At 37.4% G+C, this 17,720-nt stretch carries 13 protein-coding genes; 11 read left to right on the forward strand and 2 right to left on the reverse strand.

The features are described 5' to 3' along the window. The first annotated feature begins 15 nt into the window (after positions 1–15). The 11 genes from TRQ7_RS01530 (at position 16) to TRQ7_RS09600 (ending at position 14,917) form a co-directional block, all read left to right on the forward strand. Positions 16–426: a glucosaminidase domain-containing protein gene (locus TRQ7_RS01530; RefSeq protein WP_041843839.1), complete on the forward strand. Its 411-nt coding sequence runs from the start codon at positions 16–18 to the stop codon at positions 424–426. Between the two features lie 26 nt (positions 427–452). Further along, a complete protein-coding gene (locus TRQ7_RS01535) occupies positions 453–1,679 on the forward strand; it encodes a sugar transferase (protein WP_041843840.1) in 1,227 nt (408 codons plus the stop codon). Next, complete coding sequence (locus TRQ7_RS01540; RefSeq protein ID WP_041843841.1) at positions 1,658–2,947, forward strand: glycosyltransferase family 4 protein; 1,290 nt, start codon at positions 1,658–1,660, stop codon at positions 2,945–2,947. Before TRQ7_RS01535 ends, TRQ7_RS01540 begins: the two co-directional genes overlap by 22 nt. A 4-nt stretch (positions 2,948–2,951) precedes the next feature. Next, on the forward strand, positions 2,952–3,983 hold the full coding sequence (locus tag TRQ7_RS01545; protein ID WP_041843842.1) for an SDR family oxidoreductase: 1,032 nt from the start codon (positions 2,952–2,954) through the stop codon (positions 3,981–3,983). Between the two features lie 18 nt (positions 3,984–4,001). Then, the gene (locus TRQ7_RS01550) at positions 4,002–6,182 is read left to right on the forward strand and encodes a bi-domain-containing oxidoreductase (protein WP_041843843.1); all 2,181 of its coding nucleotides are present in this window, start codon (positions 4,002–4,004) and stop codon (positions 6,180–6,182) included. Between the two features lie 121 nt (positions 6,183–6,303). Continuing rightward, positions 6,304–7,506, forward strand: coding sequence for a glycosyltransferase (locus tag TRQ7_RS01555; protein ID WP_041843844.1), 1,203 nt, complete (start codon positions 6,304–6,306; stop codon positions 7,504–7,506). A gap of 51 nt (positions 7,507–7,557) precedes the next feature. Further along, positions 7,558–9,018: an O-antigen polymerase gene (locus TRQ7_RS01560; RefSeq protein ID WP_168098971.1), complete on the forward strand. Its 1,461-nt coding sequence runs from the start codon at positions 7,558–7,560 to the stop codon at positions 9,016–9,018. 273 nt (positions 9,019–9,291) lie between these two features. After that, positions 9,292–10,728 (forward strand): glycosyltransferase, encoded by a 1,437-nt coding sequence (locus tag TRQ7_RS01570; RefSeq protein ID WP_083941388.1) that lies wholly within the window; start codon positions 9,292–9,294, stop codon positions 10,726–10,728. Positions 10,729–10,744: 16 nt separating this feature from the next. Then, positions 10,745–11,917, forward strand: coding sequence for a nucleotide sugar dehydrogenase (locus tag TRQ7_RS01575; RefSeq protein ID WP_041843848.1), 1,173 nt, complete (start codon positions 10,745–10,747; stop codon positions 11,915–11,917). A gap of 1,778 nt (positions 11,918–13,695) precedes the next feature. Further along, entirely contained in the window at positions 13,696–14,613 is a 918-nt protein-coding gene (locus TRQ7_RS01585; RefSeq protein WP_041843850.1) for a glycosyltransferase, read from the forward strand. Positions 14,614–14,794: 181 nt separating this feature from the next. Further along, positions 14,795–14,917 carry a hypothetical protein gene (locus tag TRQ7_RS09600; RefSeq protein WP_343327290.1) on the forward strand — a complete coding sequence of 41 codons (123 nt, stop codon included), beginning with the start codon at positions 14,795–14,797 and terminating at the stop codon, positions 14,915–14,917. 80 nt (positions 14,918–14,997) lie between these two features. Here TRQ7_RS09600 and TRQ7_RS01590 read toward each other — a convergent pair whose 3' ends face one another. Beyond that, entirely contained in the window at positions 14,998–16,224 is a 1,227-nt protein-coding gene (locus TRQ7_RS01590; protein WP_041843851.1) for a sulfatase-like hydrolase/transferase, read from the reverse strand. Continuing rightward, positions 16,221–17,711: a flippase gene (locus TRQ7_RS01595; protein WP_041843852.1), complete on the reverse strand. Its 1,491-nt coding sequence runs from the start codon at positions 17,709–17,711 to the stop codon at positions 16,221–16,223. The genes TRQ7_RS01590 and TRQ7_RS01595 overlap by 4 nt, the downstream gene beginning before the upstream one ends. Positions 17,712–17,720 lie beyond the last annotated feature (9 nt).

A 17,720-nucleotide genomic window follows, 5' to 3' on the forward strand; every position in this document is an offset into this window, starting at 1 on the left:
TCCGGAGGTGATAAGATGAAAGAGAAGTTTCTCGGAAGATTCAGCGAAACCGCCTTTCTTCTTGGAAAGCTCACCGGGATGGATCCGAAGATACTCCTTGCCCAGTCCGCCCTCGAAACTGGCTGGGGAAGACACACGGTGGGAAACAACCTCTTCGGCATAAAGAAACTCTCCTGGCTCGAAGGAGGAGTTGAAGCGGAAACGAAAGAGTTCGATGGAGTGAAAACGATCGATACGTTTCAAACTTTTGTCAGTCCAGAAAACAGTATGATCGCCTACTTGATTCTTATAAAAGAGTGTTATAATAAGGCCTGGGCAGAAAGAAAGAACCCCAGGTTATATTTTCATCTCCTTCAGGAACTGGGATACGCAACAGATCCGGTGTACGCAAAAAAGTGCCTTGATGTTTACAATTGTGTTGAATAACTTTTAATTAAGGGGAGGCGAATGTTTTGTATCAACTGATTGTCTTCGATCTTGTGGTGCTTTCTGCACTCAACCTCCCTTTTTTTAACTGGTACGTGGGAATACTCTTTTCGCTGTGTATGACACTTTCTTTCTTTGCCTTCAGGCTCTACGACCTTGAAAATGTTCAAAACTACAACGAACAAATCATAAGAACAACTGTTGGCACTCTTTTTTCTTTCATACTGATCCTTTTCTTCTATCCCCTCTTCGAAAAAGACATCACCCGATACAACTTCTTCTACAACTTTTTGGTCTCTGTCGTTTTGATCCCTCCTCTGAACACCCTTCTTGGAAAACTCTTCATCAAAAACCAGCCCACAAAAACGTTCCTTGTCGTGGGAAGAAAAGAAGAAATAGAACCCATCCTGAAAGAAATAGAAGAAAAAACGACGGGAAAGTACCGCTTTGCAGAGTACATAAACCCAACGGTTGAAGTTCTGAAAAGAAAACTCGTCCATTACGACGGAGTCCTTCTTGCAGACCCAGAGTTCGAAGACGTTCTGAAGAAGGTGAACATCGAACGTGTGGAATACCTGCCAAACCTTGTGGAAAAAACCCTGAAGAGAATCCCCATGAAAGTCCTGGAAAAGTTCAGAGAGTACTACGAGGTTTGCTTCAGCGCTGTGAATGATGACTCACCGGCAAAAAGAATCCTGGACATCGCTGTCTCTCTGATCGCCCTTGCTGTCTTCTCCCCCATCATGCTCGTTGTTGGTATAATTATATACCTGGAAGATGGAAGGCCCGTTGTGTTCAGGCAAAAGAGGGTTGGGAAAGATGGGAAAACTTTCATCATCTACAAACTTCGTTCCTTGCGAAATGGAAAGATCGACCCAGCAAATCCAAACAGAGCCATAGAGGAAAGACCGTTGAAAGTGGGAAAAGTCATTAGAAAACTGAGAATAGATGAGTCTCCGCAGTTTCTGAACGTCTTGAAGGGTGACATGAGTGTAGTCGGTCCTCGTCCTGAGATGGTTGAATTTCACAACATGATGAAAGAACAGATTCCTTTTTACAATATGCGTCTGCTCGTCAAACCGGGTATCACCGGTTGGGCACAGCTGAACTACAAGCACACGACCACGCTTGAAGATTACAGGAAGAAGACAGAGTACGACCTCTGGTACGTGAAGAACAGAAACATCTTTCTTGATCTTCGAATCATTCTGCAGACACTGGAGGCTGTGTTATGGAGAAGAGGGGCAAAGTAGATACAAGAGAGCGCCCATTGAAGATAGCTCTGGTAGTTGATAAATTTTATCCCGAAGCTGGAGCGGCAGCTGTGCAATATTACGAGCTTGGGAGATTTCTGGCAAGATTGGGCCATGATGTTTTTGTTTTAACTACAATCCCTCGTTATATAGAAAATTCCTCATACAATCCTGTGAGTGTGAAGAATGAACGTTGGTACAAAGAAGAAATTTTTGAAAATATGCACCTTTTTAGGATTAAAGTACCGGAAATAGATAAATCAAATCTCATTAGAAGAGCATTTGAACATTTCTACCTAGAGTTTCGAATGAAAAGAATCGTTGATATATTAGTAGGTTCCAAAAGAAAACCGGACGTTTTGTTAATATACTCTCCTCCTCTTCCTCTTTCTCGCGTGGGGATATATTCCCAGAAAAAATACGGGATACCTTATGTATTGAACGTTCAAGACTTATTCCCAAAAGAAGCCATTCAAATGGGAATATTGAAGAATAGACTAGTAATTAGATACTTTGAAAATATGGAAAAGAAAGCCTATAAAAACGCATCAGCTATAGTTGTCCATTCGGAAAGAAACGCTGAGCATATAAAGCAAGTAAAGCCAGATAAAGAGACCTTTGTTATAGAGAATTGGGTTGATGAGAACAGAATCACACCAGGCCCCCGAGTCAACAAATTTTCTATCGAGCATGGTTTAATCGACAAGTTTGTTGTGTCGTTTGCTGGAACCATAGGCTTTGCCCAAGATGTAAAATCTATTATTGAATCGGCAGCCTTGTTAAGAGAATATAAGGACATAGTTTTTATTATTGTAGGAGATGGTGCTCGAAAAAAGGAAGCAGAAAACTTAATAGAGAAATATAGACTCAACAATGTGAGGTTGCTACCACCTGTTCCACCAGACGAATATCCTCTTGTACTACATTCTTCAGATGTTTCGCTGGCAACATTGATAAAAGATTTAAGGACACCTGTTGTTCCATCTAAAATCGTCAGCATAATGTCTGCGGGCATTCCTGTAATAGCATCTCTCGATTTAAACAGCGATGCTCATCAACTTATTCGAATAGCCAAGTGTGGTTTCTCATATCCTCCTGAAAAACCAGAGCTGATAAAAGAAGCAATATTAACTCTCTACAAAAACCCTGATCTCAGGGTAAAACTCGGGAAAAATGGGAGAAAATATGTTGTGGAGAACCTTTCAGTGAGGGTAGCAGCAAAGAAATTTCTGGAAATTTTTAAATCGAGTCTAAATGAGGAGGGATAAGAACATGGAGGATTATAAGCTCTATTACAAGGGAAAACGTGTTTTAGTGACAGGTGGTGCTGGAGCGGTTGGATCGAATCTGGTTAGAAGACTGTTAGATTTAGGAGCTTTTGTGGTAGTTATAGATAACCTGAGTTCCGGATATACCTGGCTTCTTCCTCAAGATGCCCCGAATCTGCTGTTCATAGAGGGTGATATAACAAACGATGTCGACTTAAAGAGAGTGTTCAATGAGGAACCGGAGATAATATTTCACCTTGCGGCATTTTTTGCCAATCAGAATTCCGTTGATTATCCTGAAAAGGATCTCTGGGTAAATGGTTTTGGCACTTTGAAACTTCTGGAATACACCAGAATATATGGGAAAGTTGAAAGGTTCGTCTATGCATCTTCAGGGTGTTCCATTTATCCTAGCGATGCTCCCATGCCTTTCAAGGAAGATCTGCCCATATCTTCCTGGATGAGCACGCCTTATCAGATTACGAAGGCTCTGGGGGAACTTTACTGTAATTACTTCTACAAAATGTACGACATTCCCATTACAAAAGCACGCTTCTTCAACTCCTTTGGGCCCGGCGAAGTTCCTGGACAGTACAGGAACGTTATCCCAAACTTCATATACTGGGCAATGCTTGGTAAACCTTTACCCATCACAGGTACAGGTGAAGAGACGAGGGATTTCACTTACGTAGGGGATATTGTCGACGGATTGTTGAGGATGGGATATTACAAAGAAGCCATAGGTGAGGCTTTCAATCTCGCAGCCGGAAGGGAAGTGAAGATAAAGTATCTCGCTGAGAAAGTGAACGAACTCACCGGAAATACCGCTGGTATTGTTTTCAAACCACGAAGAAAATGGGATACCAAGCCAAGAATGCTCGCATCCAACGAAAAAGCAAAGAAAGTCCTTGGTTTTAATCCTGATCCAGATTTCGACGGAAGGCTTGCTGAGACAGTCGAGTGGTTTAAGCAAAACTGGGAGAAAATTATTCAGAGCGCAGAGTTTGGTCCTGGAATATCATCAGCAGTGAGATAAGTGAGAGGGTGTTTTGAGATGAGACAGGTGATAATGAACTACCGTACAGGAAATGTTGAATTAGCAGATGTGCCAAAGCCAAGGCTCAAATCTGGTGGAATGATCGTTAAAAATCTCTACTCTGCCATCAGTGTGGGAACAGAGAAACTGATGATCAAAACAGGAAAAAGCAGTCTTTTGAGAAAGGCCAAAGATAGGCCTGATCTCGTGAAGAAAGTTTTGGATAAACTCAAGACAGAAGGTTTCATAGAGACATACAGACAGGTAGTCAACAGACTTGATGATCCTATACCTCTGGGATACTCGTGCTGCGGTGTAGTTGAAGAAGTCGCAGATGATGTTAAAGAGTTCAAAACAGGAGATATTGTTGCTTGTTTTGGAAGCGGATATGCTTCACATGCAGATTACGTGTGGATCCCCAAGAACCTTGCCGTTCGTGTGCCTGATGAAGTATCACCTTTGAGTGCTTCGTTTGCCGGCATTGCCTCTATCTCGTTGCATGCTATCAGGCTCAGTAACGTTACTCTGGGAGATTCCGTTGCTGTCTACGGCCTTGGACTGCTTGGATTAATAGCCGTTCAAATCCTGAAAGCCATGGGATGTAAAGTGCTGGGAATCGATATTGACGAAGAAAAATTAAAATTGGCAAAAGATCTGGGATGTGATTTTGTGGCAAATGGACACGATAACGCCGACATGTTTGAAAAATCGAAAAACATCTCAGATGGACAAGGAGTTGATTCTGTAATCATCTTCGTTGCTTCTGGAGGATCTGATGTGCTTTACAACGCCGCAAACATGGCAAGAGATAAAGCAAAGATCGTTGCAACAGGGATGCTGGAACTTGAGATTCCGCGCAAAGACTTTTTTGAAAAAGAACTGGAACTCGTTGTTTCAAGAGGCGCGGGAGCAGGTATGTTTGACGAAAACTACGAGTTGAAGGGTTTCGAATACCCTGTAGGTTATGCCAAATGGACAGTGAAAAAGAACATGGAAGAAATACTGGAACTCATCAAAGAAAAGAAAATTGATCTGGAAAAAATCGTCACCCACAGATTTAAAATTGAGGAGGCAGAAGAGGTATACAACAAATTGATTAGAAATGAACTGAAAGTGATAGGAACGGTCTTTGAATATGGAGACTATGAAGATAAAAGAACGGTTGTAACAGTTGAAAAAGCAAAAACCGTTGAATCCAAAAAATCAGGGAGAAAAAATGAGTACTTAATCTTAGGCATAATAGGTGCGGGGCTTTTTGCCAAAACAACTCTATTCCCCATACTTAAAAAATTGCAGAAGAAAGGAAAGGCAAGGCTGAAATACGTTGCTACCACATCAGGGACAACCTCGTACCACGCAGCAAAGAAATACGGTTTTGAATATGCCACCAGTGATTACAGTAAAATCCTTGAAGATGATGAAGTCGATGCCGTTATGATTTTGACCCAGCACAATTCACATGCAAAATTTGTCGTCGAAGCACTGGAAGCAGGAAAGCATGTGTTCGTGGAAAAACCATTAGCATTGACCGTTGAACAGCTTGAAAAGATAAGAAAAGCATACGAAAAGCATCCTGACAGAGTCATCATGGTGGGTTTCAATAGACGTTTTTCCCCCCACGCAAGATTTATAAAAAAGCATTTTGAAGGTGCAGATGGTCCGTTTGTTGTTTTGTGCAGAGTGAACGCTGGATACATTGAAAAGTCATCGTGGGTTCTCGACCCGAAAAGAGGAGGCGGAAGGATAGTTGGGGAAGCGTGTCATTTCATAGATCTCATTCAATACCTAACAGGAGAAATACCGGTATCCATATCCGTAGAAACTATAGATGAAAAAAATGGTTATTTCAAAAATGACAACGTGGTGATCACCTTGAAACTCGATAAAGGCTCTGTAGGAACCATTGTGTACTATGCCAACGGGCACAAGCGGTTTCCAAGGGAACTCGTTGAAATCTCTGGAAACGGTACGAATGGACAAATAGATAATTTCGTGAAATCCATGTTTGTTGGTGGTACCAAAGTCAAAAAGTTCAAAACCCTGGGTGTCGATAGAGGACACAAAGCGGAAATGGAACTGTTTGTGGAGAGCTGCTTGAAGGGTAAAGCACCTGTCTCGTTTGAAGAACTTTACAGCATCTCGCTGGCGAGTATTGTTGGAGAAGATCTGCCAAAAGATAAACCACTCTTTATTCGTTGAGAGTAAGCACTTCAAAGCAGGTGATTCAGATATACTAGGGTTATTTGAAGAGACTTGTGGGATGAAAGAGAAAATAGGATTTTGAGAGTTGGATATTTTTAGAATGAATAGGGGGAAAAAGATGAAAATCCTTCAAATAAACTCTGTCTGCGGAAGGGGAAGCACTGGCAGAATAGTTTCGGATATACATAGAGCCCTTTTAGAAAATGGACATGAGAGTTATGTCGCTTATGGGCGGGGATCCTCCGTTGGCTGCTTGGAAGCAATAAGAATAGGTACGGATTTTGATGTTTATATGCATGTTTTAAAAACCCGACTGTTTGATCTTCATGGTTTTGGATCAAAAAAAGCCACTGCCAGATTCTTAAGAAGAGTTGAAGAAATAGACCCGGATATAATACACCTGCATAATATACATGGCTATTACATCAATATCGAATTGCTTTTTAAGTACTTGAAAGAAAAACAAAAGCCTGTTGTGTGGACACTTCATGATTGCTGGGCGTTTACTGGGCACTGTACGTATTTTGATTTTGTTGGGTGTGATAGGTGGAAAACGGGTTGTTATCATTGCCCACAAAAGAGACGATATCCTGCGAGCTGGATATTAGATAGGTCGAGAAAAAACTGGCAAGATAAGAAAAGATTATTCACAGGAATAAGAAATACGATTTTAGTAACTCCGTCTAAGTGGCTTGCAGATCTTGTCAAACAATCTTTTTTGAAAGAGTATCCTGTTGAAGTTATACCAAATGGGATAGATACTGAGGTTTTCAAACCCACTCAAGGAGATTTTAGGAAAAAATATAATATCGAAGGCAAATTTATAATTCTTGGAGTTGCAAATAAATGGGAAGAAAGGAAAGGGTTGAAATACTTTTTCGAACTAGCAAATATGCTCCGAGACGATGAGGTAATAGTCCTTGTTGGTTTGACCAAAAAGCAGATAAAAGAACTTCCAAAGGGTATCATTGGTATTCAGCGGACGAATTCTGTAAAAGAACTCGCAGAAATATACACAGCAGCAGATGTGTTTGTCAATCCAACTTTTGAAGACAACTACCCAACAGTCAATTTGGAAGCACAGGCTTGTGGGACATATGTTATAACCTTTGCCAGCGGTGGAGCACCTGAAACTATAGTGAGAACAGGGACTGTTATAAATGATAAAACATCCGAGAAAATAAGAGAAGCCATTGACAATGTGAGAAGATCAGGATATCCCAAAAACAAAACCATGATAAGAGATGTAAAAGATATGATAGACGATTATATAGAGCTTTATAACTTAATGGCCAAAAACCGCAGGACATTTAGCAATTAAAAATCTTGTTAACTTGTAGTTGCTCTCCTTAAGAATATCCTGAAAATGGATATGGAGGGAAGAGTTTTGAGATCTTCAACGCTTATTCAGGGTTATCAGAATGATACAAATTCTTTAATATTAAGAAGAACATCAGCTTCTTTCCCGTTCATAAGTTTCATTCTATTTGTGTTAATTAATATTTTGGTAATCCTTTTCGTACCCGTCGATAACTTTCCTGTTCTGCTTTCTTCAATTTTAAATCTATTGCTAATCACTGTATTTGTTTTTGTTCATTTTAAAAACTCACCATATTCAATATCCAATGCCACGATATTAGGATTTTTCTATTCGTTTTTCTGGCTTGCTCCGTATATTCAATTGACTAATAGAAGATTCCCTAACACCATGCCTTTCGATGATGAGTTGATTATCCTCACAAATCTAGTGATCACACTTTTTATTTTCGCATACTGTTTTACTAGATTTTTATTGAAAGATTATAGAATAGTTCCTTTTAGTTCTCATCATTTGAATATAGAACCTTCTACGATTTTTCTCAAAGCAATCTTTCTCATATCTATACTTATATCTTTTTTACTTTTGCCAATGGTGATAAAGTTATTTGTAAATCGCGAATGGTTAATAGAGAAACAGTCTTTGTCTCTTATTGTCAGAAATTTTCTATTTTCAATTCCAACCTTTCCTATATTTTATTTGTCAACATATAAATCGTACTTTGCGAGAAAACTAGGTGCAATTAAATACAATATGTTACTGATCATTTCTATATTCATGTTACTACTATTCGCGAATCCTATCACTGGAAAGAGAAATCTCATTGGACCTATATATCTCTCTGTATTATTTTTATGGCTCAGAAGCAAAAAGTGGTTGCTTCATTCATTTTTCATTATCGTAATAGTCCTCACAGTTTTGTTCCCTTTAACCAAGTCTTTTACCCATAGCAGTCTTACAATTGGCTCATTTTCAAAAGCGTTTTTGAGAATGGAAAGTTACAACATATACAAAGAACTTCAGGGATTAGATTTTGATGCTTGGTCCATGCTGATGGCAGGAATAGATTACATCAGAAAATACGAGATAACTTATGGAAGACAAATCCTGGGAGTTCTATTATTCTGGATTCCGAGATCGCAATGGACAAACAAACCTGTTGGAAGTGGACACCTAGTAGCTGAGAAACTTCTTATGAAGCAATATGCCATGTGGTTTACCAATCTTTCGTTTCCCCTCCCAGCTGAAGGTTTGATAAATTTTGGATTAATAGGTGTAATAATGTTTGCAATATTCCTCGGAGTAGTTTCGCGATATCTAGACACTTTGCAGAATACAGAAGGGTATCTTAGAACTTTATCAATATTTACAGCATTCTACCTTATATATGTATTGAGAGGAGATTTGATGAGTAGTTTCGCTTATTATGTGGGGAGAATATTGGGGATGTACGTAGTTCCTTTAACAATTAAAAAGATTATGAGAGCGATATTATATGACTATATAGCACGCTGATAACTACACTCCCATTCTAAGTCACAAAAAATCAAGGAGGGATTTCAATGGTATATATTTCCACCATTGAAGATTTGGAAAAATCCATGGGCATCAAAAAGAAAATTTATTCGCAAATAAAAATTTTTCTGTTGTTTGATAAGGCAATTCTTTTGATTGCCAACAAAGCCGGAACGGTGTACCTTGAGGTCTTAAGTAACCATAATCATGCAAAGGAAACTCTCTTTAAATTAAGAAATCTCATTGATAAAGTACTTTATCATATGAAAGATTATGTCTGTTCTTAATAAAATTATTAACAAAAATACCGGAAAGCGGGTTATTTATTTAAGATCTTGTACAGTGTATGATATATACTTACTAATGCTAATAAAAACCTTAAAAGAAAACGGCTACAAGATAATTATAGAAATCCCAACTGCGACTTTTGTAAATGAGTATCTTAAGGAGTTTAAAAAGGGAAGGTTTTCAAAAAGTACTAGCATGAGGAGTGATTGCATGAAAATAGTCCACATATCTCAATACTATAACGATGGATATGGATATCAGGAAAATCTACTTCCATATTACCAAAAACTTCTAGGGCACGAAGTTGTCCATATAACCTCTGATCGAATGTCTGCCTTTGTGAATAATAAGGCAAGAATTATAGGTGTGAAGGAATATGTTGAAGAAACTGGTGTTCGATTAATAAGGTTACCTATAAAATGGGAATTCAAGGGCAGATTTGTTGTATTTAATGGTCTTTATGAGATGTTAGAGCGGGAAAAACCAGATTATATATTCCATCATGGATTAACGTGTCCATCACTAATAGAATGCGCCAAATACAAGAAAAGATATCCTTCAACTTTCTTGGTGGCCGATAATCATGCTGACTTAGTTATTTCTGGAAGAAACAAATTGTGGTTGAAAGTTTATTATGAAATAACATGGAGATATCTTCTGAAATATGCTGTTAATTATGTTGATATTGTTTTTGGAGTTACACCGCTTCGATGTTTGTTTCCAGTGAAGTTTTTAGGTATTCCTGAAAAAAAGGTTAGATTGCTTCCAATAGGAGCCGACGTTTTAAATGTTCCCAAAGAAAACAGAGATGATATAAGAAGAAAATATGACATCTCTACTGAAAAGTTGATTTTCGTCACAGGAGGTAAAATTACTCCAGAAAAGCAGATGTCTAGAATACTCGATGCCTTTTCCCTGTTAGAAAACCATTCGACCCAATTACTAGTCTTTGGTAGGGTACAGGATAAGGAATTTGAAGAGAAAATGAAAAAGTTACCAAATGTAAAATTTATGGGATGGGCTAATAGGTATAAAACATTGGAAATATTAAAATTATCGGATGTTGCTGTTTGGAATTCGCAACACACAACATTAATAGAAGATGCTGTAGCAACCTGTACACCTTTGATTTTGAGATATTATGGAACAACTGCCCATTTCATAGACGGAAATGGATTTTATCTTTACAGTAATTCAATCAAGGAACTATATGAGAAAATGAGTATCATTGCTAACAACGAAGAAATTCTTCAGAAATTTAGAGAAAAAGCAAAAGAAATTATGAAAATACTCTCATATGAAAACATTGCAAAGGAAAGTATAGAATACTACTATGACCAGCAACCCAAAGCGATTCACAATAAGTTTATGAATGAGAAATACCTGGACTTTCAATATCAGTATTTTGAGAAAATCCATTAATTAGGAGGGATAGTATATGCCAAAAATAACAGTAGTTGGAGCAGGGTATGTCGGATTATCGCTGGCAATACTCTTGGCTCAGCACAATGAGGTAACGGTTTTAGATATAAACCCCCAGAAAGTGAAAATGATAAATGAAAGAGTATCTCCCGTAAAAGATCCTGACATCGATTATTTTTTGAAAAACAAAACTTTACATCTAGAAGCTACTCTGGACAAAGAAAAAGCCTACAGTAATGCCGACTACATAATCATTGCCACTCCGACCGATTACGATCACAACAAAAATGGCTTTGATACAAGTTCTGTGGAACAGGTTCTGGAGGATGCACTCAAGTACAATGATAAAGCCCTCATTGTCATAAAATCAACAGTTCCCGTTGGATTTACAGAGAACATGAAAAAGCGGTTTAACACAGACAGGATAGTGTTCTCACCAGAATTTCTTAGAGAAGGAAAAGCACTTCATGACAATTTATATCCTTCCAGGATAGTGGTGGGAGAAAAATCAGAAAGGGCAAGAAAATTCGCAGAGCTTCTGCTTCAAGGAACCATAAAAAAAGACGTTCCTGTCCTTCTTACAGGTTCATCGGAGGCCGAAGCTATAAAACTTTTTTCAAACGCTTATCTGGCAATGAGAGTGGCTTTTTTCAATGAATTGGACACCTTCGCTGAACTCAAAGGATTGAACACCAGAGAAATCGTAGAGGGAGTTTGTTTGGATCCAAGAATAGGAAACCACTACAACAATCCCTCTTTTGGCTACGGAGGATACTGCTTACCAAAAGATACAAATCAACTTGCAGCGCAATTTAATGGAATACCTCATGAAATTATAACTGCTATTGTAAGGTCGAATCAAACCAGGAAACGTCATATAGCCGATATGGTTATAAAAAAGAAACCAAAAAATGTGGGTATTTATCGGCTTACCATGAAAAAAGATTCCGACAACTTTAGAAATTCCTCTATTCTCGATATACTGGATCTTTTGAAAGAGTATGGCCAATTTAGAATTATCATTTATGAACCACTAATAAAGGAAAAGACTTTCAAAGAAATTCCTGTGGTCAACAACTTAGAAGAATTCAAACAAATGTGCGATCTAATCCTGGCCAACAGAATGTCAGCCGAATTAAATGATGTGAAAGAGAAGGTTTACACTAGAGATTTGTTTAATAGGGATTGAAAAGGATATTACGTCAATCTAAAAACAATCTCTTCACACACTACAGAGATTTCTCTCTTTAATTATCACGTTTGTTTTGTTATGACTATTTTGGCGATAGTAACAGTGTACAATGAAGGAATTTATTGGGATAAATTGATAAGATTTTGCTTTAGATAACAGCTTAAAATTAGTGTTTGGAGGTAAAATTAATGATTGAAGAAATTCAGCATAACAATGAAGTTTTTAAGTTGAGGTCAAAACGCACCGCATATAAAGAACTGATAACTCTTGGGATTTTACTCGCTGTTTCGGTAGTGCTTTACATAAATCTATACTATATACACAGTGATCTTATATCATTGGTAGTTTTACTGATACCAACCCCACTGTGTTTTCTCAATTTTACGTCTCCTCTTTCAATTGTCCTTTTTACACTTCCACTAATGCACGTTTCTATCTTCGGCAGATCTCCTGCTTTTTACTTATTTCCGATTTTATTCACCATTGAACTCATGAAGAGAAAAACGAAAACACTAAATTTCGGTATGAGACACTTCTTACTTCTATTTCTGATCCTAATGGGAATAAAAGATGTGATTGCATATGAAAGATTTGAAGGTTTGAGTTATGTTGTGTCTATCATATTCATGAATTTTATAATAATGACATACTCAGGGAAAGTGATTTTACAGTATATTAAGAAATTCATGGGAGTAAGTTTGATAACCTTCGGTTTTTTTCAACTCATAACTGGAAAACTCAATACAAGATGGATAGGATCAAACATAACATTTCAATTAGCTGGAACTTACGAACCAAATTATTATTCTTTCTACCTCACTCTATTTTTTGTCGTACTATTATATGAAGAGGGATCTAATATAATTAAAAAAGCACTGTTATTCATAATACTATTCTTAATAATTGTAGCGCAAAGTATGACTGGGTACTTATCAATAAGTATTGTTCTAGGATTATACTTTTTTTTCTCTTGGAGAAAATCGACTATTAGCAAATTATTCCTAACTTTTAGTGTTATAACATTGCTCCTCTTTTCGATCATACTGTCTTGGGAATGGCTGGCTGGCTTTCTTCATAATACTAGAATAGGATTCCTAATAACAGCAATTAATCAAAAGGTTCCCCTATCTACTATCACATCTTATCGTTCTGTCATTTTTCAAATTTATCTGCAAAATATCTTTAAAAGAGATTTACTTGAATTATTGTTTGGTAAATTGTATAATGAAATTTATTTTATTCCACAACTAGGAAGATACATGTTTAGTCACAATTTCTTCATCGATTTGATGAATCAAGTAGGTATTGTAGGAACGATATTTTTTATCCTCTATTTCATTAGGATTTGTGACTACTTAAGGGTAATACGAAATCCTACTGAGTTCAAAATCTCATTATCAATAATATTAGTTTTTATAGTTTTTTTCCTTAACACTAAGGTTGTTTTCGGAAAGAATTGTGTGGTTTTTCTTGTTTTTAATAGAACTTTTCGGGATTCATGATATTTCAGCCGCTAACTATAATAGAAAATCCTTCAATCTATGTTCAAAATGATAAAGTAAATATTGCAACCTTATCATAATTCGATCATGTGTTATTTTGCAAAAAACATTTCCTGATGTAAAGGTTAGTTTTCATTTAAAGCTTTTAGGCCTTCATATCTAGTATTTAACTTAAATCTAGGAGAGAATTAAAATTTAATCAAATCTCAATATAGTATGTTAAATAAAACCTCATATTTTCTGAATTAGCAGAATTCACTGGAGGTGAATTTGATGAATATATGGCAGAATAATACTTTCAACAAGAATTCTTTTGATTTTTCGATAATCATTGTAACTAGAAATAGAAATGAGGAGATCAAAAGAGCTTTTCAAAGTATTAAAAAATTCGAAGGAGTGTCATGGGAACTAATAATAGTGGACAATGGCTCGACTATTGAATCCAAAAGAGAATTAATATCTACCATTAAACAATTTGGAATCAATAATGTAAGAATTATAGAAGTAGAGAGAAATTTGGGCGTAGCTGGTGGTAGAAATGTCGGTATTGTTAATTCATCCGGAAATTTTTTGTTTTTTATAGATGATGATGCAGTGGTGCCTGATAGTAAGATCCTAATAAAGGCAAGAGAGATATTTGAGTCCAAAGATGATGTTGCAGCCATAGCTTGCAATGTTATAAACATGAGAACACTAACTTTGCAACTATCACCATTTCTTGACAAAGAGAGAAATTATGTTCTCTCTTTTATTGGGGCAGGACATTTCATTCGAAATTCCCTGTTTAGGACAAAAAAATTACCATTATACCCTTCGTCTCTCTTTTATGGTTTCGAAGAATACTATCTTTCCTATTTGATATACGATCTGGGCATGTCAATTCTTTTTGCCCCTGAGCTTGTGGTCTTGCATTTCCCAAGTGCCAACACGCGTCTTTCTAAAGATGGAATTATATTAAACAATATAGTTAACAAAGCTATTGTCAATTCTTTGCTGTTTCCAGAAAAGTACAGAAAAACTATTGTTAGGAATATGTACTTAAGATTGCTAAAATATTTTTGGAGAAAACCTAATATGATAAGAAGGGGAATAAGGTTTTATCATGAGAGGCTGAACAGCGAGTCCTCTGCCAGAAAACTTTCAGAAAAAACCGCAGAGTGGTTAATAAAAAGTTATAAAAATATCTTATAAATGGTAGATGTTTCGATAACAAAAACATTTCCCTAATTGTAAAAAAATTCTAAAGTTGTTACTTGTTACCCTTCTATGATTTTTTGTTTAAAAAATATTTATGTTTCAACGGATGATATTTCCAAATAGGAACAAGAGCTAGCTATGTATGGCTTTAGAAACTCGGACCTGTAGAATATACGTGATAGGAAGCAGCAACGGTGGAATTCCAGAAGCGATAGGTTTTGATGAATACGTGGTGGAAGAGAGAGAAAACTTCGAAGAGAAATTTGCAAAGAGGGTGATTAATATTTTGAAAATTTGAAAAAGGGCTATAAAGGATAGGTTGAATTCGTAGGATCATCAAAAAAAATATAGCAATACCCTGCAACACCTCTGGAAAAATCATTGCTTGAAGATTTTCATCTTATTCACAATGTATTTTCTCCTGAGCCTTACCAATATCTCATTAAGATAATTCAAGTCTTCTGATAGTACTATTTTTTCATGGTTTATTTCGGCAAACCTGACTATTTTGTATTTACCACTTTCCTTTCTATATCCTATTGCTATTGCTTCATCCTGATAACCAATTTGTGGTACTTCTTGCCCGAGAAAAACCTTCAACACTAACTCGTGGATTTTCCAGCTGGGTAGAACACCCTCTCCTGTGATTCTTATGTCATCTATTTTACCGACCATAAACAGAGGAATCCTAAGAACCTCTTCTATTAACCCATCACCTGGGTGAGTAAGAACTCCCTTTTCCCCAAATGCTTCTCCGTGGTCGGAAAGTACTATCACTAGCGTTTTGTCGAGATTGAATTTCCTGTCTATGAGATCTAAAAGATCTCCTAGTGAGCTATCTAGATACTCAACCTCTGTTTGGTAGAAGTACTTAAGAAGTTCTATTTCTTTTTCTTTTAAAATATCAGGAGAGGTATATAATTTTCTTACCAGTTTTGAAGCATTTTTTAACTCCCTAGGGGAAAGTTTCGGTGATCCATATGGAGCATGTGTATCCATCAAGTGGATAAAACCAAATGCAGGCTTTGTGGATGATAGTTGCAATTGAGACAAGTAGTCTATTATCATGTCTGATCTTATTTTATTTTCAAAAAGGGTGTTTTGATTTTTAGGGCCTTGAGTTAGTAGAAATTTGATTTTATTATAGATTTTCTTAGTTGAATAGAAAAGATGGTCATTTTTTCTAAGGATAGTTTTTATTGCCTTCTTTATAGCATTTTCTGGCTTTTGATAACCAAAATCAGTTGGTGGTAACTTTCGTGTGTTTAAAAAGTCTTCGAAGATTCCCTCTTTAATATAATAACCATAGGCTCTGGACGTTACCACATTTGCTGTTATGAAAATAGATTGATAGCCATGTTTATGAGCAACAAAGGGAAGATAAGTATATGCTTCCTTGCTGATTTTCGCATCTTTTATCACCTGGAACGGTAAGGTTCCTGTCAGAATAGATGGTACTGCAAAGAAAGTGCTTGGGGCAGCAGAGAAGACATTCTCCAAAACTAAACCAGACTTTTCCGCATATTTTTTTATTTTCATACCCTGAAAAGCATCGTATCTCAGGCAGTCTGTGATTATTATAAACACGTTGAGTTTTTCACTCACCTTTTAACCCTCCCCAGAACACTTTTCAATATCACCTTGTCCTCCTCGAAAAGCCCAAGAAGAACAAGCCCAAGAAACATCACAGCAAAACTACTAACCAGTCCCAGTAAAAGCAAAGTGATACCTTGTGAAAACTGTTTCAAGAGCATCAAAACGATCCAGACGGCTGCTCCCGATACGATGGGCTTTATGTACCTCAAGTTGTAAGGAAACATCCTCAAAGCCAGGTACACTTCTATCATCTTTATTATATTCACAGTAGCGATTGCGAGTGAACCCCCAACGGCAGATCCAAGCACACCATACCTTGGAACAAGCAGGATGTTCAGGACAATGTTCAGTGAAGCCACTAGGATACCGTTCAACATCTCGTACTTTTGGTACTTCGTCATGGACAAAAGTAAGCCGTTCGATCCAACAGCTGCGTTGACAAGTTGCCCAACTGAAAGGAGTATCAAAGCATTTTTTGCCTGCGTATAATCCTTACCGAATATACTGAGAATTTCTTCCGGGAAGGTTATTATCCATAAGAACAGAGGAACAGTTAGAGAAACAATCCACCTTGTGAGGTTTGAGTACATGTTCGAGAGAGTCTCTCTCTGATTTGTGTGATAGAGTTCAGAGATGATGGGGGCAAATATCATGTTGAAACTTCCCAAAAAGAAAACAAGAAGCTGAGACACTGTGTTTGAGACCGCGTAGAGTCCGACACTTCTGGAATCAGAGAAGATGCCAAGTATCAACTGATTCACCTGTCCCATCAAAAAATAAGTGAAACCCACAAAAAGCATGCTCAACGAATAAGAGAAAAACTCTCTGGCGTTGATGGAATCGTTTTGAACATCTTGAATTGGTCTCAAAATCTTTCTGAGATTGAAAAGAAGAAATCCTACAACAACAGCGGTCGAGACAACGGTTGCAAGAACTGCTCCTGTGAGTTTGAGGCCAAGAAGGTACAGCACTCCGAATACAGCCATTCTTAAAATTCTTTCCAAAACCTCTTTGTAAAAAGTAAAAAGAGCTGGTTTCTTGAAACCCTGAAACACCCCCACCAATACGTTCATGATGGTGTAGAGAGCCAGAACGAAGGAAAACCAGAGAAGAATTCCTTCAAGTCTTGGCTCATTGAAGACACTTGCCAGTTGTTTCCTGAAAACAACCAGCAAAACAGAACTCGCAATCGAGATGAGTACAGACGTGCTGAAGATGATCTTGAGGAGTGCCTTTACTTTACCGAATTCTTGCTTTCCCAGGTATTCTCCCAGAAATCTCACTGCTCCTGAGCTCATTCCTAACACAGAGAACAAAACTCCGACGTTTGTGACGGTCAATCCTAGAGCGTACAGACCGTAAAGATCTGCTCCAAGAAACCTTGCGAACATCACCTGCAGGGCAAATCCAAGAAGATATCCTATCACCCTCGTGGAGAAAATCATTCCGGCCTGTTTGACGGTGACTTTCAGGTATCTTTCGTATTTTGTTTCCAAGAAGATCTA

The organism is Thermotoga sp. RQ7 (assembly GCF_000832145.1).
GTDB lineage: Bacteria > Thermotogota > Thermotogae > Thermotogales > Thermotogaceae > Thermotoga > Thermotoga neapolitana.

Excerpts from the sequence above, each read along its gene's own strand:
- TRQ7_RS01530 (WP_041843839.1), top strand. The coding sequence starts at position 16 with ATGAAAGAGAAGTTTCTCGGAAGATTCAGCGAAACCGCCTTTCTTCTT.
- TRQ7_RS01540 (WP_041843841.1), top strand. The coding sequence starts at position 1,658 with ATGGAGAAGAGGGGCAAAGTAGATACAAGAGAGCGCCCATTGAAGATA.
- TRQ7_RS01545 (WP_041843842.1), top strand. The coding sequence starts at position 2,952 with ATGGAGGATTATAAGCTCTATTACAAGGGAAAACGTGTTTTAGTGACA.
- TRQ7_RS01550 (WP_041843843.1), top strand. The coding sequence starts at position 4,002 with ATGAGACAGGTGATAATGAACTACCGTACAGGAAATGTTGAATTAGCA.
- TRQ7_RS01555 (WP_041843844.1), top strand. The coding sequence starts at position 6,304 with ATGAAAATCCTTCAAATAAACTCTGTCTGCGGAAGGGGAAGCACTGGC.
- TRQ7_RS01560 (WP_168098971.1), top strand. The coding sequence starts at position 7,558 with ATGGAGGGAAGAGTTTTGAGATCTTCAACGCTTATTCAGGGTTATCAG.
- TRQ7_RS01570 (WP_083941388.1), top strand. The coding sequence starts at position 9,292 with ATGTCTGTTCTTAATAAAATTATTAACAAAAATACCGGAAAGCGGGTT.
- TRQ7_RS01575 (WP_041843848.1), top strand. The coding sequence starts at position 10,745 with ATGCCAAAAATAACAGTAGTTGGAGCAGGGTATGTCGGATTATCGCTG.
- TRQ7_RS01585 (WP_041843850.1), top strand. The coding sequence starts at position 13,696 with ATGAATATATGGCAGAATAATACTTTCAACAAGAATTCTTTTGATTTT.